This window comes from Amycolatopsis ultiminotia, assembly GCF_039536925.1.
GTDB classification, from domain to species: domain Bacteria; phylum Actinomycetota; class Actinomycetes; order Mycobacteriales; family Pseudonocardiaceae; genus Amycolatopsis; species Amycolatopsis ultiminotia.
In genome coordinates this window covers 229,964-254,242 of the sequence record NZ_BAAAZN010000013.1, presented here as the reverse complement: position 1 = coordinate 254,242, position 24,279 = coordinate 229,964, and the positions used below count along the sequence as shown (strand labels likewise).

The window sequence follows — 24,279 nt, the reverse complement described above, 5'->3', positions numbered from 1 at the left end:
GCTGCGCGCTACAAAGTTCCGATATAGCTGGGCCTGATCCGCGACTGGCTTCCGATATTCGGAATGGGTTAGGCTCCCTCGTCATGACCGGAAGAACCGGCGAGGGCACCAAGACCGTCGCGAAGGCGCTCGCCGTACTGGGCTGTTTCCGCGGCGGTGGCGAGCTCGGCGTCACCGAGGTCGCCCGGCGGATGGAGCTCGCGGTGAGCACCACCCACCGGCTGGTGACCGCGCTGGTCGACGCCGGCTTCCTGGAGAAGAGCCCGGTCTCCAGCCGCTACCGGCTCGGCGGGGCGCTCGCCGAGTACGGCCAGATCGCTTACCGCCAGCACAAGATCTACCTCGTGGAACCGCATCTCGAACAGCTCGCGACCACCACCGGCGCATCCGCCTCGGTGGCCGTCCGGCACGGCAACGACGCGGTACTGCTCGGCACCAGCCGGTGGCGCGAGGCCGACGGCCACCAGCTCCAGGGCGTGCGGCTTCCGTTGCACGCCAGCGCTCTCGGCAAGGCACTGCTCGCGTGGTCGGAGCCGTCCGAGGACGAGCTGGCACGTCTGCCCTTCACCGACGGCACCGACCGCGCGCCCACCGACCCGGCCGAACTGGCCAAGGAACTGGCCCGCACCCGCGAGCGCGGCTGGGCGTTCAACGACGAGGAACTCGCCGCGGGATTCCGCACGATCGGCATCCCGATCCGCACCGCGGAGGGCACCGCCCGGTTCGCACTCGGCCTCCGCGGCACGACCGGCCTGATGATCCCGGAGCGGGTGCCGTTCTTCGCCGACCTGGCCAAGGTCACCGCCACGGAGATCGCCGCCGTGCTGTTCGCGCACGAGTGACCGCAACGGTGTGGTATCGCGGCCCACGGCCCGCATCGTCGTGCGGCCGCCGGGTCAGCCGAGACCGTGGCTCGGCGAACCGGCCCGGAAGTGGCCGCGCAACGTGTCGGTCTCGTACTCGTGCCGGTACAGCCCGCGCCGCCGCAGGATCGGCACCAGCTCGTCGGTGATCACCTCCAGTCCGTCGGCGAGCACGTCGGGCTGGAGGTTGAAGCCGTCGACGGCTCCCGCCTGGAACCAGTCCTCGATGTGGTCGGCCAGTTGTTCCGGCGTGCCCACGAACCCGGAGTGCCCGGAGCCGGTGTAGCGGGTCTGCTTCAGGTATTCGCGCACGGTCGGGCCGGTGCGGCGGATCTGCGCCACGATCGATTCGCGGAACCCCATGCTGCCCTGGAACGTCTGCGGGTCCGCCGGTGCGGCCAGCACCTCCTCCGGGAACGGTTCGTCCAGCTCCAGTTTCGAGGCGTCGTACCCGATCGACTGGGAAAGCCACTGGACCGAGTAGGACGCGGGACCGGCGTCGTGGAGTTCGTCGCTGCGCCGTCGTGCCTCCTGCTCGGTGCTGCCCAGGCTCAGCAGCAGACCGGGCAGGATCTTGACGTCGTCGGGCGAGCGGCCGTGCTCGCGCGCCAGCCGTTTGACCAGACGGTAGTGCTCGACCGCACCGTCCCGGGTCAGCTCGGCGGAGAAGACGCCCTCGGCCACCCGGCCGGCCAGTGCGCGGCCCTTCGGTGAGCCGCCCGCCTGCAGCAGCACCGGTCTCCCCTGCTTCGACGGCGGCACCCGCAGCCGGCCCTGCATCCGGAACAGCTCGCCGTGGTGGCGGACCTCCCGCCCGGTCTCCGCCGAATCCCACAGCGCACGCACCACGTCGGCGAACTCCGCCGCGCGGTCGTACCGGTCGTCCCGCAGCGGCACGTCGGGCAGCCCGAAGTTCCGCGCCGCCGCGGCACCGCGGGTGGTCACGATGTTCCAGCCCGCGCGGCCGCCGGACAGGTGGTCCCAGGACAGCAGCCGCTCGGCCAGTTCGAAGGGATCGTTGAAGGTGGTGGACGCGGTGGCCACCAGCCCGATCCGCTCGGTGACGGCGGCGACGTGCCCCCAGTTCACCGTGGGCTCGAGGCGGATCGGGTTCGCGTCGTACGCCGGATCGCCCAGCACCGGCCCGTCGGCGAGGAAGATCGCGTCCAGCGTTCCCCTTTCGGCGGTCCGCCCGATGGCCTCCCAGTACCGGGGGTCCACAAAGGAATCCTTCGCCAGCAGCGGTGACTGCCAGGCGGCCGGAAGGTAGCCCAGTACGAGCACGTTGACGCCGAGGAGCACGTGCCCGGTGCGCCGGTCGGTCATCGGATTTTCCTCCTGGCAGGCTTCACAGCGACGGATACGGCTGAGGCTCGGGAAAGGCCGCGCGACCGGCCACCGCGCGGGAGGCCGGCGCCAGGCCGAGCGCCGTCCGCAGTGGCCCGGCCGGAACCGGGCGGAAACCGGCTGCCAGCAACCCTTCCGCAGCGCCGAGCAGCTCGCCGAGGGACTGTTCCGCGGCGGCCTGCAGCAGCACGCCGGTGACGTCCCGGGGCGGCTGCGCACCCAACGGCGTGACCACCACGGACGCACCGCCGAGCACCAGATCGACCGGTCCCGAACCAGGGCCCCACCCGGCCAGCACCGACGCGCCGGTGGGCGGTTCCGGCGCGGTGAGCGGACCCGCGATCGGGAACGCCCCGCCGATGTCGGCGTGCACGATCTCGTGCGAACGCACCAGGATCCCGGTCTCGCGGTCACCGATGATCGACTCATGGGGCCAGCTCTGTTCCAGCTTCCGCACTGCATCGGCGACCGCGGCAGCCGTCTCCGCGGTGAGCGGCGGTCCCCACGCGCTCGCACCGTCGGGGGTGCGCGCCGAGTAGCCGTCCCGGGCGCCGATCAGCAGGCCGCTGCGGCCGCGTGACAGATGCCCGAGCGAGACGGTCCGGCGGGCGAGGTTGTACGGGTGATCGCGTTGCGGGCTCGCGACGACCAGGAACCGCCCGTTGTCCGTGCGGGCGGCCAGCACGGCGCCGACCGCGCTGCTGTCCAAGGTCTGCGACGCCGGTGCACTGCCGTCGATCCGGTCCAGGCCGAGCACGGTGAACGCAACCGGCAGCCGGTCCCACCGGGCGAGCAGTCCGGGGTCACCGGTCAGCTCGACGAGCTGGGGCCCGGCAAGGCCGAGCGCGAGGTACGGGGCGGTCATTTCGCTCCTTCTCGGTCAGTCGCCCTGGCCGCCGCGGCCGAGTGCCGCCAGGTTCGGCACCGGATCCGTCCCGTTGACCAGCCAGTCCCCGAGAATTCGTGCCTTGTAGACGCGGGGGTTGTGCGAGGCCAGCGTGCGCGCGTTCCGCCAGTGCCGGTCCAGCAGCACCTTCTCGGACACACCCGAGGCGCCGAGCGCGTCGAAGACGGTCGTGGTGGCCTGCAACGCCGCCTCGATGATCACCAGCTGTGCCTGTGCCGTGGCCACTTCGGCCTCCAGCACCCGCTGCTTCCGTTGCGCCTCATCGCCTGCCGCGTGCGCCGCGGCAACCAGGTCGAGGGTGCTCGACGACGCGCGCAGCGCCGCCCCTGCCGAGAAGGCGTGCGCCGAGACCTGGCCGACGACCTGGAGCAGCTGCGCGTCGGAAGCCGGTTCCGGGTCCAGCGCCTGCGGGTAGTTGCGACCGCGCGCCTTGAGCGCGGCCACCCCGTCCCGCAGCACCGCACGGGTGATCCCGGCCAGTACCGAAAGCATTGCGGTCTGGTAGAAGTGCCCCTGGTAGACGAACCGCTCCGCGGCGGGAAACACGTCCCCCTGCACGGCCGGTACGTCGCGGTAGTTCGCACTGCCGCTCGCCGTGGTGCGCTGTCCGAAACCGGTCCAGTCGTCGATCAGCTCCACCCCCGGATCGTCGCGGCGCACCAGCGCGGTCACCACACTGCCGTCCTCGCCCTTGCCGATGACGTCGAGCCAGTCGGCGTACAGGCTGCCGGTGCCGTAGAACTTGGCGCCGTTCACCAGCCACCGGTCGCCGTCCTTGCGCACCACGGTCTTGAGGTTGGCGAACGTGCCGTTGTTGGCCTCGGTCCACCCGCCGCCCACGAACTCGCCGTCGAGGAACCGCCGGATCCACCGGTCGTTGGACTCCGCGGGTGCGGCGTTGAGCCGGTCTTCCACGAACGCCAGGTGGTTGCGCCAGATGTGCGCGACGTTGGCGTCCGCCTCGGCCAGGTCGGCCAGCAATCCGAAGGTCTGCTCCAGCGAAGCGCCGAATCCGCCGTGCTCGACCGGGATCCGGACGCGGCCGAGTCCCGCCTCCTTGAGCCATCGGACCTGTTCGTGCGGGAAGATCCGGTTCTTCTCGCGCTCCAGGTTGCCCTCCGCGACCCGGTCGAACACCGGGTGGAAACGGTCGGACAGTTCGGCGCCGGACGCGGTCGCGGGGCGCAGGTAGGTCAGTGCGGTCTGCTCGTCGGTGACGGTCATGAGGCCTCTCTTTCTCTTCCGGAGCTGTCTCGCCCGGTACCGGCTCGTCCGGAGTGGATCGGGAGCACCGCGTCGAGCAGCGCCCTGGTCTGCGGGTGCCGCTGCGGCGAGAACAGCTCGTCCGTCTCGAAGGTCTCCACCAGCGAGCCCCGGCTCAGCACGCCGATGCGGTCGGACAGGGATTCGATGATCGCCAGGTCGTGCCCGATCACCACGTACGTCAGATCCAGCTCCGCCTTGAGCTCCAGCAGCAGCCGGAGCACGGCCGCCTGCGTCGACACGTCGAGTGCGGAGGTCGGCTCGTCCAGGATCAGCAGGTCCGGTTCCAGTGCGATCGCCCGCGCGATCCCGACCCGCTGGCGCTGCCCGCCGGAAAACTCGCGGGGATAACGGCCGGCGTGGCCTGCGTCGAGCCCGACCAGCTCGAGTGCCCGCAGTGCCCGCTCCCGGGCGTCCTTCCGGCCGGCCGCCTTGCCCAGCCGGGACAGCGGACGGGCGATCTGCTCCCCCGCGGTCAGCCGTGGGTTGAGCGCGGTGGCCGCGTCCTGGAACACGTACTGGAACCGCCGGCGCAGTTCTCGCGTGCCGGATTCGCCGATCTCGGTGCCGTCGAAGGCCACCGTCCCCGCGGTGCGCGGGATCAGCCCGCCGGCCAGCCGCGCGAGGGTCGACTTCCCGGATCCGGATTCGCCGATCAGCCCGAAGATCTCGCCACGGTGCACGCTCAGCGAGACGTCCTGCACCGCCCGGACCACCGACTTCTGCCGTCCGGTGCCGAACCCGCCGAGGTCGAAGTCCTTGCCCACGTGCCGCAGTTCGAGGATCGGCTCGTCCACCGGCGCCGGCCGCGGCGACGCGCGGGCGGAGCGGCCGCCGATCTCCGGGACCGAGTCGATCAAAGTGCGCGTGTACGGGTGCTCCGGCGCGGTGAGGACCTGCGCGGTGCTCCCTTCCTCCACGATCGTGCCTTCTCGCATCACCGCGACACGTGAGCTGGTGTGGGAGACCACGCCGAAGTCGTGGGTGATGAGCAGTACCGCCGTGCCGGTCTCGGCGGCCAGTCCCAGCAGCAGATCCAGCACCTGCCGCTGCACGGTGGCGTCGAGCGCCGTGGTCGGCTCGTCGGCGATCAGCAGTTCGGGCCCGGACAGGCTCGCCAGCGCGATCATCACCCGCTGGCGCATCCCGCCGCTCAGCTCGTGCGGATAAGCACGCAGCACCCGGTCCGCGTCCTGGATGCCGACCCGCGCCAGCCACGTGCGCGCGACCCCGCGGGCCTGCGCCCGCGACACCCGCAGGTGCAGCCGGGCGGTGTCGCCGAGCTGGCTGCCGATCGGGAACGAGGGGTCCAGCGACGTGACCGGATTCTGGAAGATCATCCCGATCCCGGCGCCGCGGTACACGTTGAGCTGCCGGTCCTGCAGGCCGACCAGCTCGGTGCCGCCGAACCGGATGCTGCCGCCGGTGATCCGCGCCGCACGCGGCAGCAGGCCGAGGACGGCCGCGGCGGTCACGCTCTTGCCGGACCCGGATTCGCCCACGAGCGCGACGACTTCCCCTTGTCCCACCGAGAGTTCCGCGCCGCGCACGGCGTGCACCACCGCACCGGGCAGCGCGAATTCGACGCTCAGGCCGGAAATGCCGAGTACCGCTGTCATCTCATCACCTGCCACACTCACGGATCGAGGACGTCGCGCAGCCCGTCGCCCAGCCAGTTGAACGACAACGCGACGAGAAGGACGGCGACCGCGGGGAACGTCGCGACCCCCGGATTTCCGGTCACCAGCACCGCGGCGCCCTCGGAGATCATCCGGCCCCAGTCCGCCGCCGGAGGCTGGATACCGAGCCCGAGCGCACTGAGGCTCGCGGTGAACACGATGTTGACGCCGACGAGGCTGGTTCCGTAGATCACCACGGACGAGACCAGGTTCGGCAGCACTTCGCCGAACAGGATGCCGGTGCCCGAAGCACCCAGCGCCCGCGCGGCTTCCACGTACTCCTTCTCCCGCTCGATCTTCGCCTCGGCGAACACGACGCGCGTCACGTACGGCACCGCACCGAACACCACGGTCCCGATCAGCACCCACACCCCGGGCTGGACGATCGCCGCGAGCGACAACGCGACCAGGATCACCGGGAACGCGAACAGCAGGTCCACCACCCGCATCAGCAGTCCGGACACACGCCTGCCGGCAAACGCACCGAACAAGCCGAGCGCCGTGCCGAGCACCACCGCGACCGCCACCGAGGAAACCGAGACCGCCAGTGCGCCCCGGCCGCCGTGGAGCACCCGGCTGAGCACGTCCCGACCCTGCGCGTCCGTGCCGAGCAGGTGCCCCGGTGCGCCGATCGGGGCCAGTACGTCGGCCGGGTCGCCGGTGGTCGGGTCGGCCGGCGCCAGCAACGGTGCCGCCAGCGAAACGAGGACGACCACCGCCAGCACCAGCAGCCCGAGCATCGCCTCGCGGTTGCGCACGAACCGGGCGACCGCGGACCTGCGCAGCCGCGGCGGGTTCGCCGTTGCCGTGGTCATGCGCCACCTCGGCGAAGCCGGGGGTTCAGCAGATCCAGCAGCACGTCGGTGATCAGGTTGACCAGCACGAACGTGGTGGCCACCAGCAGGATGCCGGACTGGATCACCGGGTAGTCCGATCCGGCGATCGCGTTCAGCAGCACACTGCCGATACCCGGCCAGGAGAAGATCGTCTCCACGAACACCACCCCGGTGAGCACCGAGCCGACGGTGAGCCCGGTGATGTTCACGATCGGCGAGAGGATGTTGCGCCCGATGTGCTTGCCGAGGATCGCCGCCCGGCCGAATCCCTGCGACCGGTAGGTCCTGAGGTAGTCCGACTGCGCGCTTTCGATCACTGCCGCGCGCACGAACCTGGCGATGATCAGCATGGACACCAAAGACGCCGCGAACGCCGGCGCGATCAGGTGCAGCAGCAGGTCACCGGCCCCGCCCTCGCCGCGCAGGTCGTGCATTCCGCCCGGCGGCAGCCATTTCCACTGCACCGCGGTGAGCCAGATGACGACCAGCCCGAACCAGTAGACCGGCAGGTTGCTGCCGATCTGGACACCCAGCATGACGATCCGGTCGGTCAGCTTCCCGTGCCGGATGCCCGACAGGTAGCCGATCCCGGCACCGAGCACGACCGTCGCCGCGGTCGCCCCTGCGATCAGGATCAGCGTGTTGCCGAATGCGGGGAGCACAATTTCCGAGACCGGGCTGCGGACGCTGAGCGAAAGCCCGCCACCGTGGGTGAACACGTCCTTGAGCCAGTTCAGGTACTGCGCCCAAGCCGGCCGGTCGAGCCCGTAGGCCGCGCGGATCTGCTCGATCTGTTCCGGGGACATCTTCTGGCTCAGCGCGTCCTTGATCGGGTCCGCCGGACCCGCCTGCGCGATGAAGAACACCAGCAGGCTGATCACGAACAGCAGCGGGACGAGCCCGGCCAGCCGCCACAGGATCCGTTGCAGCACGTCAGTTCGCCACCCAGACTCGCGAGAGGTCGTAGTGGTCCTGCTGCGGCCACACGAACCCGCCGACCCGCGGTGCGATCGCGTAGTAGCGGTTGAACGACAGCAGCGGGAAGATCGTCGCGTCCTTCGCCCAGGTCCTGGCCGCCGTCTGCCAGAGCGAGGCGGACTTCGCCTGGTCGGAGTTGTGTGCCGCGGCATCGATCGCCTGCACGGTCGCGGCGCTGGTGTCGGAGTACTTGTCCCCGTCGTGGGCCACCACGCTGTTCTGGTGCGCGATCCGGACCCAGTCGGGTGCCACGTATCCCCACTCGCCGAGGTACAGGCCGTCGTCCGGCTTGAGGTTCGCGGTACGGGTCCCGTAGGTGATCCATTCGAACGACTGCACCGCGGCGTCGATCCCGATCGCCTTCAGCGACTGCTGCAGGTATTCCGCCGTCGGCTGCCCGGTCGTGTCGGACAGGATGGTGAACTTCACCTCGCCCGGCCGGTAACCCGCCTCGGCGAGCAGCTTCTTCGCCGCCGCCGGATCGTAGGGGTAGTCCACCGCCGATCCGTCGTACGCCTCGTTGCCCTGGTTGACGATCGAAGTGGCGGCTTCGGCGTGGCCCCGGTAAATGCTTGCGGCCAGCTGTGTGCGGTCCACGGCCTCGATGATCGCCTGCCGCACGCGCTTGTCCTGCAGGTACCGGTTGGCGAAGTTGTAACTGTAGTAGACGATCTGCGGCACACCCTTGTTCTCCGGCACCGAGAATCCGCCGTTTTCCAGCGTGGCCACGGAATCCGGCGGCACCCGGCTGATCAGGTCGACCGCACCGGTCTGCAGCGCGGCGACCCGGCTCTGGTCGTCGCCGATCGGTTTGAAGATCACCTTGTCCAGATGCGGGCGCTGTCCCCAGTAGCCCGGGTTGCGCACCAGCGTGGTGTGGTCGCCGCGGACGCGTTCGGCGAAGGTGAACGGCCCGGTGCCGACCGGGTGGTCGGCCAGCCCGTCCTGGCCGTACTTCTCCAGCGCCGCCGGGCTGAAGATGCCCGACGCCGCGTTCCCGCTGTTCGGGATCTGGCGGAGGAAATCGAGGAACGGGTGCTTGAAGGTGTAGCGCACGGTGTGGTCGCCGAGCACGGTGAACGAGGCCAGGTCCTGGTAGACCAGCGACATCGTCGCCGCGCTCACCTGGTCGTAGTAGCGGAATCCCGGATCGGTGAAGCGGCGGACGTTGAACTGCACGGCCTTGGCGTCGAACGGCGTGCCGTCGCTGAACTTGACCCCCTTGCGCAGCTGGAAGGTGTAGGTCGTCGCGTCCGGGCTGACCGTCCACGACGTGGCGAGCTTGGGCACGATCTTCGGTGTCCCCGAAGGGGCCGACAGGTCCTCGTCCACGAGGGTTTCGTAGATGTTGCGGTCGACCCGCCAGGTCTCCCACGAGTACTGCCGGTTCGGGTCGAACTGCGTCACTTCCTGGTACTGGCCGATGATCAGGCCGCCGCCGTCGCGTGGCTGCGAACCGGCGACCGCATCGGTGCCGCCGCGGCACCCGGCGAGCAGCAGCACGAGGCCCGCGGCCACCGCGTACGGTCTGCGCTTCGGTGAAGTCATGGCTGGTGGGGTTCCTTCTCGAGGAGAAGCCGGTGGCACGGTCCACAACGGACGCAGCATCCGATACCGCCCGGCCGGCCACGCGGGCCCGGTCCTGTCTGCGAAATCTAGCCGCTCGCACCGTTTTCCCGGAATCCGTTCACCCCGTGGGAAAATCCGGTGCCGGAAGACCGAGATTCGCGCGCAGGGTCTGCCCCGGGTACGCGCGGCGGAACAGCCCGCGACGGCGCAGGATCGGCACCACGTGGTCGACGAACCCTTCCAGCTGCCCGGGAATCCCGGACGGGCCGAGGATGAACCCGTCCGCGGCGCCACCGCGGAACCAGCGTTCGATCTCGTCCGCGATCGCTTCCGGGGAGCCCACCACCCGGGCTCCGAACGCGGTCACCGTGCGGAAGAGGAACTCACGCAGTGTCGGATTCCCGCGAGTGGCGAGAACCCGGTACCCGGCGAGCGCGGTCCGGTGGGTCTCCGTCGATTCGGCGAACGCGGCGATCGGCACCGGCGCATCGAGATCGGCGCCGGTCAGGTCGATGTCGACCTCCTGGAGCCAGCCGATCTGGTACTCCGGGATGAAGTGCTCGAAGAGGGTCTGCTCGTGTGCTTTCGCCTCCGCGTCGGTGGACCCGAGGACGAACCCGAGCGACGGCGTCACCAGCGGCGGTCGCGCACGGCCGGCCGAACGGGCCTGTCCGCGGATCGACTCCGCGAACTCCCGTCCGCGGTCGAAGTCGCCCTGCCCGGTGAAGACCACTTCGGCGTGCCGCGCCGCGAAGGCCCGTCCCGCGGTGGACGATCCCGCTTGGAAGAGCACCGGGCGCCGCTGCGGCGAGGGTGCCGCGCCCAGCGGGCCCCGCACGCGGAAGAACTCGCCGTCGTGCCCGGGAACGCGGATCCTGCCGGGATCGTTGTAGATCCCGGCGGCATGGTCTTCGACGATCGTGTCCGGACCCCAGGAATCCCAGAGCTTCAGCACGACTTCCAGCGCTTCGGCGGCCACCCGGTACCGCTCGTCGTGTGCGCGCACCCCGGCACCGCCGAAGTTGTCCGCGGCAGCCCGCGCGAAACTCGTGACGACGTTCCACCCCGCACGGCCACCGCTGAGGTGGTCGAGGGAGATCAGTTGCCGGGCCAGGTGGTAGGGCGCCTGGAACGTCGCCGACCCGGTCACGACGAGTCCCAGCCGTTCGGTCTCCCGGGACAGCGCCGCCACCGTGGTGAACGGCTCGAAGTCCTCGGTGGACTTGTGCGGCCAGGCCGCGTCCGGACCATAGTTCAGGGTGTCGGCGAAGAAGATCGCGTCGAAAGTGCCCCGTTCGGCCGTCTTCGCGGCCTCGATCACCGACCGCAGCACGGCAGCGGGCCCGTTCACCACCCCCGGATAGCGCCAGGAACTGCCGGAGCGGGGATTGCCCAGCAGCAACAGGTGCAGCTCACGGCTCATCGATGCTCTCCTGTCGTTCAGAACACGGTTCCGGCGAACGGCAGTGCCGTGGTGGCGAACAGTTCGTCGGCACGCCGCACCGCATCCGGATCGTGGACGGTGACCCGCCCGGCCGCGGCCAGGTGCCGCCACCGGGTGCCGCCGAGGTAGGCGGCGGCCAGTGTCGCGACGTCGACGCCGAGGTCCGCCGCAGCGTCCGTGCGCCGCACGGTTTTCGGTCCCAGTTCGAAGGTGCCGTTGTTGCCGTCCAGGATCGGATCGCGCACCTCCAGCACGACCGGATCCGCGTCGCCCCAGGCGCGTTCGCGCAACGCCGCCTCGACGTCGACGAGGCGGAGCCAGGTCTCGTCGCGAGCGGAGCCGAGGTGCACCGCCCTGCGGTCGGTGACCGCGAGCGGCAGCGGATCGTCGAGCGCCAGCGCGTCGAATGCGAGCACGTCGACCAGGTCCAGCGACAGCAGGTGCCGCCACAACCCGGCTTGCGCGGAATCGGTGAGCGAGACGAAATCGGTCACGGTCACGGTCTTGTCTCTGCTGGTGAACCAGTCGTCGGCCGGTACCGGGTGGTACACCGCGTAGCCGTCGTCGACGCCGTCGGTGCTGTGCACGACGACGTAGTGCGGAACGGAACCGGCCGCGCGTGTGATCTCCTGCAGCCGCCACCACCCTGCCGGGCGGCCGATCGCGCCCGTCCGCCGCACCCGGTCGTAGATCTCGGCGAGCGCCCCGGTGGTCACCGCCCGATCGACCAGCCGGACCGTGCCGCCCGCCGGAACCTCCGGACGGAGCCCCGCACGGTGCAGATCCACTCGCACCGGCCGCGCCGAACTCGCGACCCCGTATCCGAAGCGTTCGTAGATGACCGCCTCCGAAGCACGCAACGACGCGACTGCCTCGCCGCGCCCGGCGACGTCCCGCAACTGGTGGGTCAGGAGCCTGGTGACGATGCCGCGCCGCCGATGCGTCGGCAGCACGCCGACGTGGGTGACCGCGGCGTGCGGCACCCGCGCGCCACCGGGCACGGCCAGCCAGCTGCGGTAGGAGTCCGCGCTGCCGACGACCTGCGCACCTTCCAGCGCGCCGAGGAAGCGGCCCGGATCGGTCACCTCGGTGGCGTCCACGTCCCGCAACGGCAGCCCGATCATCGCGCGGAGGAACACCCGGAACCCCGCGCCGACCTCGTCCCGGGTGGTCAGTGTGCGGATCTCGATCGGGTCCGCTCCGGTCATCGCTGCGCTCCGTCCTCGACCGGGGTGGTGAGGCCGCGGCGGCGCAGTTCGGCCCCTGCGCCCTCGGCGAAGTAGTACGCCTCTTCCAGATGCGGCTGCCCGGAGAGGATGAAGTGGTCGACGCCGAGCCGGTGGTACTCCTCGATCCGGTCGGCGACCTCGTCGTGGCTGCCCACGAGCGCCGTCCCGGCACCACCGCGCACGAGGCCGTAGCCTGCCCACACGTTGGGGTACACCTCCAGATTCCGCCGATCCCCGCCGTGCAGCGCCACCATCCGCTGCTGCCCGACCGATTCGCTGGCCGCGAGCACCCGCTGCGCCTCGGCGATCCGGTCGTCGCCGATCCGGTCGAGCAGCCGGTCCGCCTCCGCCCAGGCCGCGGCCGCAGTGTCCCGGCCCAGCACGTGGAAGCGGACACCGAACGACACCGTCCGTCCGGCCGCCGCGGCCAGTGCACGGACCCGGGCGATCCGCTCCTCGATCTGCGGTGGTGTTTCGCCCCAGGCGAGGTAGGTGTCGACCGTCCGCGCGGCCACCTGCTGCGCGGCCGGGCTGGCTCCGCCGAAGAAGATCTCCGGCGGCGCATACGGGGTGAACGGGATGGCCGCCTGTTCGATGTCGTAGTACTGCCCGTGGAAGTCGTACGGCGTCGTCGCGTCGCTGACGCCGCGCAGCACAGTGAGGAATTCCTCGGTCCGCGCGTACCGCTCGTCGTGGCCGAGGCGGTCGCCGAACCGCCGTTGCTCGACGGGATCTCCCCCGGTGACGATATTGAGCAGCAGCCGCCCCCGTGAAACCCGCTGGAACGTCGCGGCCTGGTGGGCCGCCAATGTCGGCGAGAGGAAACCGGGACGGAAGGCGACCAGGAACTTCAGCCGGGTCGTGACCGCGGACAGCGCGGCCGTGGTGACCCAGGCGTCCTCGCACCAGGTTCCGGTGGGGGTGAGCACGGCCTCGAACCCCAGCTGCTCGGCGGCGCGCGCGATGCCGCCGAGGTAGTCGACGGTGGGTGCGCGAAATCCCGAGCGCACTGCGGCGAGGCCTTTCTGCGAACCGTCTCCCGACCCGACGACGTCGCGGTTGTCGCCATTGGTCGGCAGGTACCAGTGCAGGTGAATCGGCATGGTGCGGGTTCTCCGATGTCCTCAGTGGACCGACGGGCGGCGGATCGTGTCGAGCAGGCCGAGTTCGGCGAGCCGGTGTTGTTCGGCGTCCGAGAGGGTCTGGATCGATCCCACCCGCGCGGCGACGGCAGGCCGGGTGACCCGCAACCACAGGAAACGCGCGAGACCGGCCAGCACCAGTACCGCGAAAACGTAGGGCAGGTAGCGGTAGGCGCCGTCCGGGGCCGGAATGAGGTTCTGGTAGATCACGTAACCGATCCCGGCGACGGCGAGCACCGAGACCAGCAGGCTGCCCGTGGACAGCGCCTTGATCCGGCGCAGCCACAACGGGGTCGCGATCGCCACCAGCAGGTAGGCGAACAGGTAGGCGTAGCTGGACACGATGCCGACGTAGACGTCCCACTGGAACCGCCCCACCGAGTTCACCGTGCCGATCAGCCCGACCACGAACCCGGCGAGCCCGACGAACGCGATCGCCACGTACGGGGTGCGGAAGCGCGGGTGCACCCGCGCGAGCGGCCGTGGCAGCGCGCCTTCCCTGGCAAGGGTGAACAGGCTGCGGGCGCCGGAGTTGACGACGGCCGAAGAGAACACGATCATCGCGGTGCCGAGTGAGAGGTCGACCAGGTAGGTCACCCAGCCGACGCCGGCGTTGCGCGCCACCACCGGCAGCGGGGTGCTGTCCGTGCCGAGCTGTTCGGCCCCCTGGAATCCGAGCACTTCGGGGTAGGTCGCCAGCAGGTACAGCACGGCCAGCCCGAGCACCAGCCGCAGGATCGCCCGCGGCACTGTGCGGTGCGCGTCGCGCGCCTCGTGGCCCAGCGAGGCAGCGCTTTCGAACCCGGCGTACGAGCCGACCGCGGTCACTGCGGCGATCAGCGTGCCGTTCTGCCCCAAGTGGCCAAGGTCGAGCTGGGCGCTGTCGAAGTGCGCGCCGTAGGTGACATACGACGCCACCAGGATCACCGCGATCGCCAGCAGTGACACCACTTCGAAGCCCAGGCCCAGTTTCACCGAGACGTTCACGCCGCGGAACGGGATGGCCAGTGCAGCGGCGGTGGCCAGCACCAGCAGCACGATCTTGATCGCCAGGTGGTCGGTGTGCAGGCCGATCTGCTGGAGGAAGGAATTGAAGTACAGCACCGCACCGAGCACCCCGCCCGCGGCGAAGCCGAGGTAACCGATCACCAACGCCCACCCGGTCACGAACGCCGCGACCGGTCCCAGCCCGTTGCCCGCGTACGTCCCGAGCGACCCCGAAGACACCGTTCGCCGGGCCTGCAACGCGATCACGGTGGCGACGAAGGCCACCAGCACCGCACCGATGATCGCCGCCCAGAGGGAGCCCGTGCCCGCGACGAGGAACAGCGAACCCGGCACACTCGCGATCGCCACGCTGGGTGCCGCCGCGGCCAGCCCTTGGGCGAAGACACCGAGACCGGACACCGCACCGGCCCGCAGCGTCGCGTCCGGCCCGGCTTGTGCCGCCGGTTGTTCGCGCACCGGAACGGATCGTTCTGCAGTCATGACGGTTTCGCTGGACCTTTCGGTGCCCGGGGACGGGGAAACGACCCGGCGGTGGTCGTCGGGTACGGCCGGATGCCCCGGCGAAATCCGCTCGGGGCCCACGAGAATCGGCGGAACGTGCTCCGGGGAGCGGGCGCCCGGCCGCCGGTCGTTCAGCGACAGAGGGCGCCGAAGAGCCGGCACAGATCGAGGTACCGCCTGCCGGCGAAGGCAAGTGCCTGGGACATGCCGGCGACCCTAGTTCACCGCACCACGGCTCGACCAGCGTTCGCCGCCGGTGACCACCTGCTGAAACGCGGCCCATTGTTCGGGTGCTGCTCCCACGCGCTGGACGTGGTGGACTTTTCCTTCGCTGCGCCGGCTTCCCGGAATCCGGCGCGGCAGGCGAGTTCGGGGTTCGTGGCGCCGACCACCCGGATTTCGCGCCATGGCAAGCCACAGCTGCCCGGTGAAGTGGCCGCCGGTCCGGTCGCCGGCCCGGGAGGATGCCCTCTCCCCTGTGCTCGGGCGGGGAATGCAGCACTGGAAGGGTCGCTCTGCGCCGTGGCACCTTCCGGCAACGTACGCCGGGACAGTCCCTTCTGTCCCGGCGTACGCCCGTCCGGTCCGCATCAACGTCATCGGCAGTCAGCTGATGTCCCTTCGCCGCAGCAGCCAGCCGCCCGCGGCGGCGAATGCCACCAGGTACCCGGTGACCACGAGTGCGGCCTGTCCGGAGCCCACCAGCGCGGTGACCCCCGGAGCGCTCTCCAGCCCGCCCAGTCCGGCGACCAGCGAGCCGGCGTTCGGGCCGGGCAGTCCCCGCTGCGCTGTCGCGACCCAGTCCAGCAGCGGTGCGGCGACCGATGCGAGCAGGTTCTGCACGGCGAGCATCCACACCAGCCCGAGCCCGATCGGCAACGCCACCGAACGGAACACGATCGCCAGCGCGACCCCCAGCGTTGCCCACATCATCGTGATGAGCCAGCCCGCGCCCAGTCCGCGCACGATCGTGGCGAAGCCCGGCCAGTGCGCCGGTTGGTCCAGCAGTGCCGCGACCAATGCACTCGCCCCGGCCGCCATCGCGAACAACGCCAGCACCAGCACCAGTGCCCCGGTCGCGACGGCCACCAGCTTCGCGCCGTACACGGTGGCCCGCGAAGGCCCCTGTGCGAACACGGTTTTCCAGGTCTCCCAACCGTATTCGCTGCCGGCCACGAGAACCCCGTAGATCAGGGCCAGCGCGCCGACGAACACCGGCAGCCCGCCGAGCGCACTGCCGGCAAACTGCTCCGGCAGCATCGCGGCCGGCCCGCGGCCGCCGGCCGGACCGGTCCCGGACAGCCCGGCGTACGGCACGATGTAGCCGAACGTCAGGCTCAGCACCACGCCGACCGCCAGCAGCAGCCAGCTCGCCGGGCGGCGCGCCTGCTTGGCCAGTTCCGCTCTGAGCTCACCCGGCACTTCGATCACCTCCGGTCAGTTCGAGGAAGGTCTCCTCCAGCCCGCGCTCCGGCCGGCTCAGTTCACTCACCGCGATCCCGGCGGCCACCAGTTCGGCATTGACCCGGCTCGCCGGCTCGTCCGCCACATCGACCTCGAGCGCGGCCCCGTCGATCCGCACCGCGTCCGCGCCGAACCGCGCGCCGAGCCGGGCCGCGGCCTGCTCGATCGGCGTGGCGACGATACGCAGCGCCCGGCCGGTGCGCAGCTCGGCGACGGTGGTCTCCACGACGAGCCTGCCGCCGGCGATCATGCCGACGCGATCGCAGATCTGTTCCACTTCGGACAGCACGTGGCTGGAAAGCAGCACCGTGACCCCACGGTCGGCGAGCTCGCGGATCAGCACCCGCAGGTCCGCCATCCCGGCCGGGTCCAGCCCGTTGGCGGGCTCGTCCAGGATCAACAGCCGCGGGTCCTTGACCAGCGCCGCGGCGAGGCCGAGCCGCTGCTTCATCCCGAGCGAATAGGTCCGGTAGCGGTCCTTCGCCCTGGCGGTCAGGTCCACGGTCTCCAGCACGGCGTCCACCCGGGAGCGCAAGACACCCGCGTGCCCTGCCATCACCAGCAGGTTCTGCCGTCCGGACAGGTACGGGTAGAAGGCGGGGCCCTCGATCAGCGCGCCGACCCGGGCCAGCGACCCGGCACCGGGTGGGCGGCCGAACAACCGCAGGCTGCCCGCGCTCGGCCGGGTGAGCCCGAGCAGCATCCGCAGGGTCGTGGTCTTGCCCGCACCGTTCGGGCCGAGGAATCCGTACACCTCGCCGGGCAGCACGGTCAGGTCCAGTCCGTCGACCGCGGCGATCCGGCCGTAGCGCTTCGTCAGCCGTTCGGTCTCCACCGGAGCGCTCATGCCTTCTTCACCCGCCCCCACGGCTTGTACACCGACAGCAGCACTGCGGCCAGCAGGCAGGCAGGCGAGACGATCGGTGGCACGGTCAGGTCCGGCAACGCGGGCAGCGGGCCGCCGGCCGCCAGCGCACGGCCGTAGTCCACGGCCTCGTTGGCCACCAGCCGCAGCGCGAGCACACCGAGCACGACCAGCACGATGTTCAGCACCAGCTTGACCGCGACCCACCAGTACCGGACCACGCCGTACTTGCTGCCCAGGCCCAGTACGATCCCGCTCGCCAGGCAGACCAGCCCGGTGATCAGCAACGGCCAGACGGCAAACAGCTGCAGTGCTTGGTAACAGGTCGCGGCCACGATCCGGTCGTCGGTCAGCGTCGCGGTGAACACCAGCACGGCCAGCACCACGTCGATGCCGATCCACGCGGCCGACGACACGATGTGCGTCACCAGCCACGCCTTGCGCGCCCGCCCGCCCAGCCGTCGCCTGCGTGGTGACGCCGGTTCGGCGGCGCGGGACGGCGGTGGCAGAACACTCGGCGTCTCTGTCATTGCTCCGCTCCTTTCGGTACCGGCTCATCGTCGGCAATCGGGCCGGCCGCGTCGTCCGTTCAAACGCGGGAATCCACGTACGAAAATCTGCGTACGCCGCCGCCAACGGCACACTGGCGAGATGACGAAGTTGACTGCCGAACTGATCGTCGATGGCCGGATACCGCAGACCCCGGCGCTCGCACCCGACGGACGTACGGTCTGTTACGTACTCACCCCGGCCAGCCGCAGCGGTGCGCACCTCGACACCGAACTGTGGCTCGTCGGCGACGACGGCTCCCGGCGGCTGACCGAGGGCACTGCTACGGAGTCCCAGCCGCACTGGTCCCCGGACGGGGCCACGCTGTTCTTCCTGTCCGACCGGAGTGATCGCGGTACCCCGCAACTGCAGCGCTGCACGCCGACCGACGGCGTGGTGAGCACGCTGACGTCCTGGCCCGCGGGCATCGCGGACCACCTCCCGCTCGCCGATTCCACAACCGCCGTTCTCCTCGCCGAGGACGCCGTCGTCCGCGATCCCGTCGTGGTGGGCGAGGACGAACCGGCGGCCCGCATCCGGCTGCTGGACCTGCGCTCCGGACACCTCTCCACGCCGGATGTGTTCGCCGGGCGGCACGTCACCGAGGTACGGCAACGGCCGGACGGCGGCCCGCTCGCCGTGCTGACCCAGGCCCGCGCCGATCAGGATTGCGGTCCCTGCACTGTCCACTTGCACCTCTTCGATCCGAAGACCGGTGCGGTGGGCGATCTCGGCCCGGTCGAACCGGACGCGCACGCGCTGACCTGGTGGCTGGCACCCGACGGCTGGCACCTCGGCTACCTCGCTCTGACCCCGCCGTTGCTGCAAGCCGGCCTGGCGGTGTTCGATCTCGCGCTGAGTACCGGGCTCCGGACCAACCGCACTGCCGGGTTCTCGCGGTGCCCGGTCGAGCTGCAGGAGACCGACGGTGCTCCGCTGGTGCTGTTCGCCGAGGGTTTGCGCACCACCGTGGCCCGGCTCGATCCCACCGGGCCCACTACGCTCGTCGAGCACCCGGGGCTGCTCTCCGGACTGAGCGTGTCCGGCGCGCAGCTCGCCGTCGTCGCAGGCACCCGGTACGAGGGCGCGAACGTCCACATCGGACCGATCGGCGGGCCGCTGCGCCGGGTCACCGACACCCGCCCGGAACTACGCGACGTCACTTTCGGGCAGCAGCGGCCACTTTCCCACCGCGGCGCAGACGGTCTCGAGCTGGACGGACTTCTCGTCCTGCCGACCGGGAAACGCGCCGCCGAGGGGCCGTTCCCGACCGTCGTCGCCCCGCACGGCGGGCCGTACGGGCGGTACGCCGACAACTGCCAGCTGTTCTGGTATCCCAGTGCGCAGTGGCTCGCGGCGGGCGGCTACGCGGTTTTTCTGCCCAATCCGCGCGGCGGGCAGGGCCACGGGCACGAGTTCGCGGCCTGCGTCGCGGGCCGGGTGGGCCAGGAGGAGTGGACCGACATTCTCACCGGAGTCGACCGGCTCGTCGCCGAGGGGATCGCCGATCCGGACCGGCTCGGCATCGCAGGCTGGAGCCACGGCGGGTTCCTGGCGGAGTGGGCGGTCGGGCACACGGGCCGGTTCCGCGCGGCGCTGGCGGGCGCGGGGGTCGCCGACTGGGGCATGCTCGCCGCGACCGGCGAGAACGGCCGGTTCGAGTCCGCGCTCGGCGGCAGCACCGGCTGGTCCGGCATCGGCCCGCACCCGCATGACGCGCTCAGCCCGGTCTCCTACGCGAGCCGCATCCGCACCCCGATGCTGCTCCTGCACGGCGCCGACGACACCAACGTCCCGCTCGGACAGTCCGACTACTTTCACCGCGCGCTGCAGCACTTCGGCGTGGAGCACGAGTACGTGATCTATCCGGGTGAAGGCCACTCGATCCGGGAACGCGGGCACCAGCTCGACGTGCTCCGCCGCACCCGGGCGTGGTTCGACCGGTGGCTGGGCTGATCCGGGCGTCCCGGCACGACTGGCCGATCACCACGATCTCGTACAGCGCAGGCTCGACGGAGACCTCGGTCGCCGGACCCGCTCCCGGAATCCCGGAACGGCGGTCGCTGCGTGCCAGTCTTGCCCGCAGCACCCGCGTCTCGCGCACGCCCGCGCGGTGGCGAAGGGCTACGTGGCGATCCGGGCGGCACCCCGCGCGGGTGCTCGACAGTCTCTCACCGCGCGGTCAATCCAGGGCGCGCCCGGCTCGGAGGCAACCCGGGAGCCGCCGGTGGCGTGTTCCCGTCGAAGAGAGGGAGGCACGCAGATGACCGGAACACTCACGACGGCGGTGGCAGTGGCCGCGCTCGGGATCGCGTTCGCGCCGGCGGCCCGCGCCGAGGACGCGCCGTCCTTGACGGTCTACCCCGATTCGCTCCGGCCCGGCTCGGTGCTCGGCACGGGCATCACCGGCGGATGCGACAGCTATTCGGCCGTCACCTCGCCCGGTTTCGCCGCGCCGGTCGACCTGGTCCCGGTCGGCGGCGACCGGGAGAATCTCCGGGGCAACGGCACTGCCGTCTCCGTTCCGGGCACCTACACCGCGACCGCGACCTGCGACGGCACGACACTCACCAGCACCTTCACCGTGCTGCCGCACCAGCCCCCGTCGTGGTCGCTGAGCCCGGTCGAGGTCCGGCCGGGCGGCGAGATCACCGGCGGTTCCGACACCATCACCGGCTGCCCCGGCGGTCCGGCCGGGCCCGCCACCTCACCCGGTTTCGCGGCACCGCTGCAGTTCACCGAAGGCGGCAACTTCGGCCGGTTCAGCGGGCACACCACGGTGATCGCCACCCCGGGGAAGTACACCGCGACCCTCCGGTGTGCCGGGACTCCCCTCGCGGGCACGCTCGGGTTCACCATCCTCGGCACCCCACCGGGAACCGGGACACCGCCGTCGGACAACCGTCCGCCGAGCACGACCGGCCACCACCGGAGCACCGTGATTCCGTTCGGAGCACCGGAAACCGGCGGCGGTGCCACCGCGGGCTGACCCCGCTCAGGTGAGCTTCGCCGGGCAGTTGTAGGCCTCCACCGACAAGCGGGGACTCCGCACTGTCCGCCGCGGGGACACGCTCACCGTCCGGGATTCCCCTGGCAGCAGCCACAAGTAGTTGTCGCCATACAGGGTCGGCAGGACCCTGGTGGCACCGTCGTGCTCGCGCAGGGACAGCCGGACCATGGCGGCCACCGTCTTCCCGGTGTTCTGGATGGTCGCGGTGTAGCCGTCCTTTCCGGACTCTTGCCACCGGACCGAAAGTGAGGTCCTGGCCAGCTGGTTGAGCCCCCGCATGGCCGTATCGCCGGAATAGCGCCAGTAGGTGTTCTCCGAAACCACCGTGCCCCGGTCATTGCTCAGCGTCAGCCGGAGCAGATGCAGTGCAGGCAGGTCGGCACCGAACGGGACGGTGAACGCCGCGGTGGCCGAGGACGCCGCCACGTCGATCTTCTGCTGTTTCGGCGAGCCGATCTTCTTACCGTCCACATCGTAGAGTTGCGCGAGCACCGTGCCGGACAACGGCGCGGGCGTGTGGTTGATCGCGCGCACCTGCCAGTCCGTCAGATCCGCCTGCACGTGCTGCGCTTCGCAGCCCTTGCGCGCGCCGTAGTAGCTGCCGTTCACGTCGAAGTCGTAGTCGTAGGTCTGCCACACCGTGCTGTGCCACGCGGGGTGGGACATCCACAGCAGCACCCCGGTCGCGTCGTTCCACAGCTTCGCGTTCCACGCCTCGAAGATCGCGCGCATGCTCTCGTAGTTCACGAACTGGGCCTTGCGGCAGAACTCGGCGAGACTCGACGACGGGGCGAGCCGGGCGTCGATCGCCGCCATATAGGTCTGCGGTGCCTGGTTTCCCTGGGTCGACCAGTCGTGCAGGAACCACGGTGCGCCGATCGGCCAGCCCGGATCACCGTCCCCGACGAGCGTGCGCATGCTTTCCTCGACCGAGACGGTCGGGATGCCGATCTCACTCCAGAAGCCGGATTTGCCCTTGGTCGCCTCGCCGGTGAAGTACTGTTTCGGGTCCAGCCAGAAGTACGGGCCGTCGCCGGTGATCGGGCCGCCGATCGAATTGCTCTGGTACAGCAGGTCGGTGTTGTCCGTGACGATCTTGCGCAGTCCCTCGTCGAGCTCGGCCGGCGGGGCTCCCTCGTTGCAGCCGAACCACACCGCCACACTCGGGTGCGCGCGGTAGCGAAGCACGGTGTCCTGCGCCTGCGCGAGGAAGATGTCGTGGTTTGCCGGATCGTTGGAAAAGCCGTCCCAGAACTCCGTCCACACCAGAATGCCGTACCGGTCGCAGGCGGCGAAGAGTTCCTCCCGGTAGCAGGAGCCGATCCAGTTGCGCAGCATGGTGAAGTTCATGTCGCGGTGCATCGCGACCGCCGCGTCCATCCGTTCCGGCGGCATCCGGCGCAGCAGCTCGTCCCAGCCCCAGCTGCCGCCGCGGCAGAACACCTTCACCCCGTTGACCAGGAACGTCAGCGGCTTGGCCGAGTTGTCCACCGACGCCGCGTCCGTCCAGTTCTGCCCGTCCGGGGAGACCTGGACGCGGAACTTCTGCGCGAACGCGGTTTCCCACGAGATCACCACTCGGTCGAATCCCACGGTCGAGCCCAGATCCACCTGCAGCCACTGGTCGTCGGCGTAGGCAGAGGTCCACCGGGTCTTCGGATCGCCGTCCACCGCGTTCTCCGGCGAATTGCCGTCGGCCACCGAAGAACTGGTCGCCGTTTTCCCGCGCGCCAGGTCGGTGTCCGGTGCGGCACTGTCCAGCACGGACAGTGTCCAGAGCGAAAAGCCCCAGCTGGTGGCCCGTTGGTCGCCCTGCATTCGGACGTAGCGGGCCTGCTGTGGCGGCAGGTCGACCTGCTGCTCGGCCACCCCGTTCACCGGCGAGACCGGAATGTCGTAGTGGTAGGTGAGCTGCCGGATGCCGAACTGCACGGTACGGCGGTCGCTCACCGCGGAGCCGATCGCCGCGGTGAGGGTGAGCTCGTGCAGTGCCGGCTCACCGTATCCGTTGGGCCACCAGAGCTTCGGGTTCTTCACCGGCACCTTCGGGAAGACCGCCGACGCCTGTTCGCCGGGGGCGACGGTGACCGTGCCGGAAACGCTGATCCCGTCGAACGCAGCGGTCACCTTGACCCGCTGGGCCACGTTCCCCGCGTTGCGCACCGGCACGGTGATGGCGACTTCGGCGAGATCGAGCGCAGGCAGGTTCGGCAGTTTCGTGTCCACCCGCGCATCGCCGAGCACGACCGCGCCGGTGGACCGCAGCCGGACGTGGTTCCAGATCCCGGAAACGCGGTCACGCACCGCGGGCATCCAGTCCCATCCGGTCACCGCGACATAAGTGGGCGAATTGGCGAACACCGTCCCACCGGCATCCACATAGGACTTTCCGTCCGGTCCCTTGTCGCCGGGACTGCCCGGCAACGGCATCGGCGAGATCTTCACCGCCACCGTCTGCGCACCGGACCCCCGCAACGCCGTGGTCACGTCCAGTGCGGCCCGGCCGAACGGATGTGCGAGCGATCCGACGTGCTTGCCGTTGAGCCAGATGTCCGCCTCGTGGTTGACCCCGTCGAACTCCAGCCACACCCGACGGCCCGGCGAGGTGTCCAGCCCCCGCGGCAGCGAGAAGGCCCGGCGGTACCACCACTCGTGCCGCGACAGCGCTTCGGGGATGTGCATGTTGTTCATCCCGGACACCGGATCCGGCAGCTGTCCCTGCTCGACCAGTGAACCGAGCACGGTGCCCGGCACGGTCGCGGGCAGCCAGCCCCGGGTGTCCACATCGGACCCGGAAAGCACCTCGCCGTCGTCACTGGGCGACCAGTCCGCCATCGTGAGCACCCAGCCGGATTCGAGCGGCACCGTGCCGTCGGCGGCCACCTGCAGCGCAGGCGGACGGGAGTGCTCGCGCACCGGGAACGACGTCCAGCCCCGCACTGCGGGACGGTGCTCGCGGCTCGTGCCGTAGACCTGGAACCCGTTCAACCCCAGCGGATTCGTCGTCGACCGGGCGGAACTGCGCAGCCGCACCCAGCGCGCGTTCACCACCGGCGAAAGCGGGATGGACACCACCGCACCGGTGCCGTCGGTGGTGTGGTGGACGGTGCGCCACTGCTCGCCGTCCGCCGAGACGTCGAGGTCGAAGGCCGTCGCGTAGCTGGACTGCACCTCGTCGCCTCGGGTGTTGCTGCGCGAGGCGCCCGCATCGAACGCGGGATCCCCCGGCTTGGCTTCGAAGGTCAGCACCACGGAGCTGATCTCGCAGGATCCCTGGAGATCCACGACGATCCACTGCGCATCGCCCGCTGCGGCCCGCCAGCCCGAGCCGCCCACACCGACCTGCGCGAGGCCGTCGACCGCGAACTCCGCGGGCGTCGCGGCGTATGCCGTGGACGACACGCGGACCGGGCGGAACAACGCGAGGTCCGGCTGCCCGGCAACGGGGCCGGGCTGCCCGGCCGCGGTATCCGCCCACGCCGTCCCCGGCAGGACCCCGGCCAGCCCGAACCCCGCCAGCAGCCCGGTTCCGGCGGTGAGCGCCTGCCGCCGGGACCAGCCCGGCGCCTGCCGCTCGGTGGACGCTCCGCCGTTGCGATCGTGGGTCATCGAAGCTCCCGTCGAG

Annotated in this window: 18 protein-coding genes; 3 read left to right on the top strand and 15 right to left on the bottom strand. The window is 70.6% G+C overall.

Annotated elements, in window-relative coordinates; genetic code table 11:
• The first annotated feature begins 83 nt into the window (after positions 1–83).
• Positions 84–842, top strand: a complete 759-nt coding sequence (locus ABD793_RS28105) for an IclR family transcriptional regulator (RefSeq protein ID WP_344865318.1) — start codon at positions 84–86, stop codon at positions 840–842.
• Between the two features lie 54 nt (positions 843–896).
• On the opposite strand, the gene ABD793_RS28100 is transcribed toward ABD793_RS28105, so the two are convergent.
• The 14 genes from ABD793_RS28100 to ABD793_RS28035 all read right to left on the bottom strand — a co-directional run bounded on the left by ABD793_RS28100 (position 897) and on the right by ABD793_RS28035 (position 17,625).
• A complete protein-coding gene (locus ABD793_RS28100; protein WP_344865316.1) occupies positions 897–2,189 on the bottom strand; it encodes an NtaA/DmoA family FMN-dependent monooxygenase in 1,293 nt (430 codons plus the stop codon).
• Positions 2,190–2,211: 22 nt separating this feature from the next.
• Positions 2,212–3,075 carry an LLM class oxidoreductase gene (locus ABD793_RS28095; protein ID WP_344865314.1) on the bottom strand — a complete coding sequence of 288 codons (864 nt, stop codon included), beginning with the start codon at positions 3,073–3,075 and terminating at the stop codon, positions 2,212–2,214.
• A gap of 15 nt (positions 3,076–3,090) precedes the next feature.
• Positions 3,091–4,341 (bottom strand): acyl-CoA dehydrogenase family protein, encoded by a 1,251-nt coding sequence (locus ABD793_RS28090; RefSeq protein ID WP_344865312.1) that lies wholly within the window; start codon positions 4,339–4,341, stop codon positions 3,091–3,093.
• On the bottom strand, positions 4,338–5,999 hold the full coding sequence (locus ABD793_RS28085) for an ATP-binding cassette domain-containing protein (protein ID WP_344865310.1): 1,662 nt from the start codon (positions 5,997–5,999) through the stop codon (positions 4,338–4,340). Before ABD793_RS28085 ends, ABD793_RS28090 begins: the two co-directional genes overlap by 4 nt.
• Positions 6,000–6,016: 17 nt before the next feature.
• On the bottom strand, positions 6,017–6,874 hold the full coding sequence (locus tag ABD793_RS28080) for an ABC transporter permease (RefSeq protein ID WP_344865308.1): 858 nt from the start codon (positions 6,872–6,874) through the stop codon (positions 6,017–6,019).
• Complete coding sequence (locus ABD793_RS28075; protein WP_344865306.1) at positions 6,871–7,827, bottom strand: ABC transporter permease; 957 nt, start codon at positions 7,825–7,827, stop codon at positions 6,871–6,873. Before ABD793_RS28075 ends, ABD793_RS28080 begins: the two co-directional genes overlap by 4 nt.
• A gap of 1 nt (position 7,828) precedes the next feature.
• Positions 7,829–9,421, bottom strand: a complete 1,593-nt coding sequence (locus tag ABD793_RS28070) for an ABC transporter substrate-binding protein (RefSeq protein WP_344865304.1) — start codon at positions 9,419–9,421, stop codon at positions 7,829–7,831.
• Between the two features lie 139 nt (positions 9,422–9,560).
• Entirely contained in the window at positions 9,561–10,865 is a 1,305-nt protein-coding gene (locus ABD793_RS28065; protein ID WP_344865302.1) for an NtaA/DmoA family FMN-dependent monooxygenase, read from the bottom strand.
• 17 nt (positions 10,866–10,882) lie between these two features.
• Positions 10,883–12,094, bottom strand: coding sequence for a GNAT family N-acetyltransferase (locus tag ABD793_RS28060; RefSeq protein ID WP_344865300.1), 1,212 nt, complete (start codon positions 12,092–12,094; stop codon positions 10,883–10,885).
• Positions 12,091–13,218: an LLM class flavin-dependent oxidoreductase gene (locus ABD793_RS28055; protein WP_344865298.1), complete on the bottom strand. Its 1,128-nt coding sequence runs from the start codon at positions 13,216–13,218 to the stop codon at positions 12,091–12,093. Before ABD793_RS28055 ends, ABD793_RS28060 begins: the two co-directional genes overlap by 4 nt.
• A 21-nt stretch (positions 13,219–13,239) precedes the next feature.
• Complete coding sequence (locus tag ABD793_RS28050) at positions 13,240–14,745, bottom strand: APC family permease (protein ID WP_344865296.1); 1,506 nt, start codon at positions 14,743–14,745, stop codon at positions 13,240–13,242.
• 627 nt (positions 14,746–15,372) lie between these two features.
• Positions 15,373–16,188, bottom strand: coding sequence for an ABC transporter permease (locus ABD793_RS28045; protein ID WP_344865294.1), 816 nt, complete (start codon positions 16,186–16,188; stop codon positions 15,373–15,375).
• Positions 16,178–17,077, bottom strand: a complete 900-nt coding sequence (locus ABD793_RS28040; RefSeq protein ID WP_344865292.1) for an ABC transporter ATP-binding protein — start codon at positions 17,075–17,077, stop codon at positions 16,178–16,180. The genes ABD793_RS28045 and ABD793_RS28040 overlap by 11 nt, the downstream gene beginning before the upstream one ends.
• A complete protein-coding gene (locus ABD793_RS28035) occupies positions 17,074–17,625 on the bottom strand; it encodes a hypothetical protein (RefSeq protein ID WP_344865290.1) in 552 nt (183 codons plus the stop codon). The genes ABD793_RS28040 and ABD793_RS28035 overlap by 4 nt, the downstream gene beginning before the upstream one ends.
• 121 nt (positions 17,626–17,746) lie before the next feature.
• Between ABD793_RS28035 and ABD793_RS28030 the strand changes: the two genes are divergently transcribed.
• Entirely contained in the window at positions 17,747–19,600 is a 1,854-nt protein-coding gene (locus ABD793_RS28030) for a S9 family peptidase (protein ID WP_344865288.1), read from the top strand.
• A gap of 307 nt (positions 19,601–19,907) precedes the next feature.
• Positions 19,908–20,633 carry a hypothetical protein gene (locus ABD793_RS28025; protein ID WP_344865286.1) on the top strand — a complete coding sequence of 242 codons (726 nt, stop codon included), beginning with the start codon at positions 19,908–19,910 and terminating at the stop codon, positions 20,631–20,633.
• 6 nt (positions 20,634–20,639) lie between these two features.
• Here the strand turns inward: ABD793_RS28025 and ABD793_RS28020 are convergent, their stop codons facing one another.
• The gene (locus ABD793_RS28020) at positions 20,640–24,263 is read right to left on the bottom strand and encodes a discoidin domain-containing protein (RefSeq protein ID WP_344865284.1); all 3,624 of its coding nucleotides are present in this window, start codon (positions 24,261–24,263) and stop codon (positions 20,640–20,642) included.
• Between the last annotated feature and the right edge of the window lie 16 nt (positions 24,264–24,279).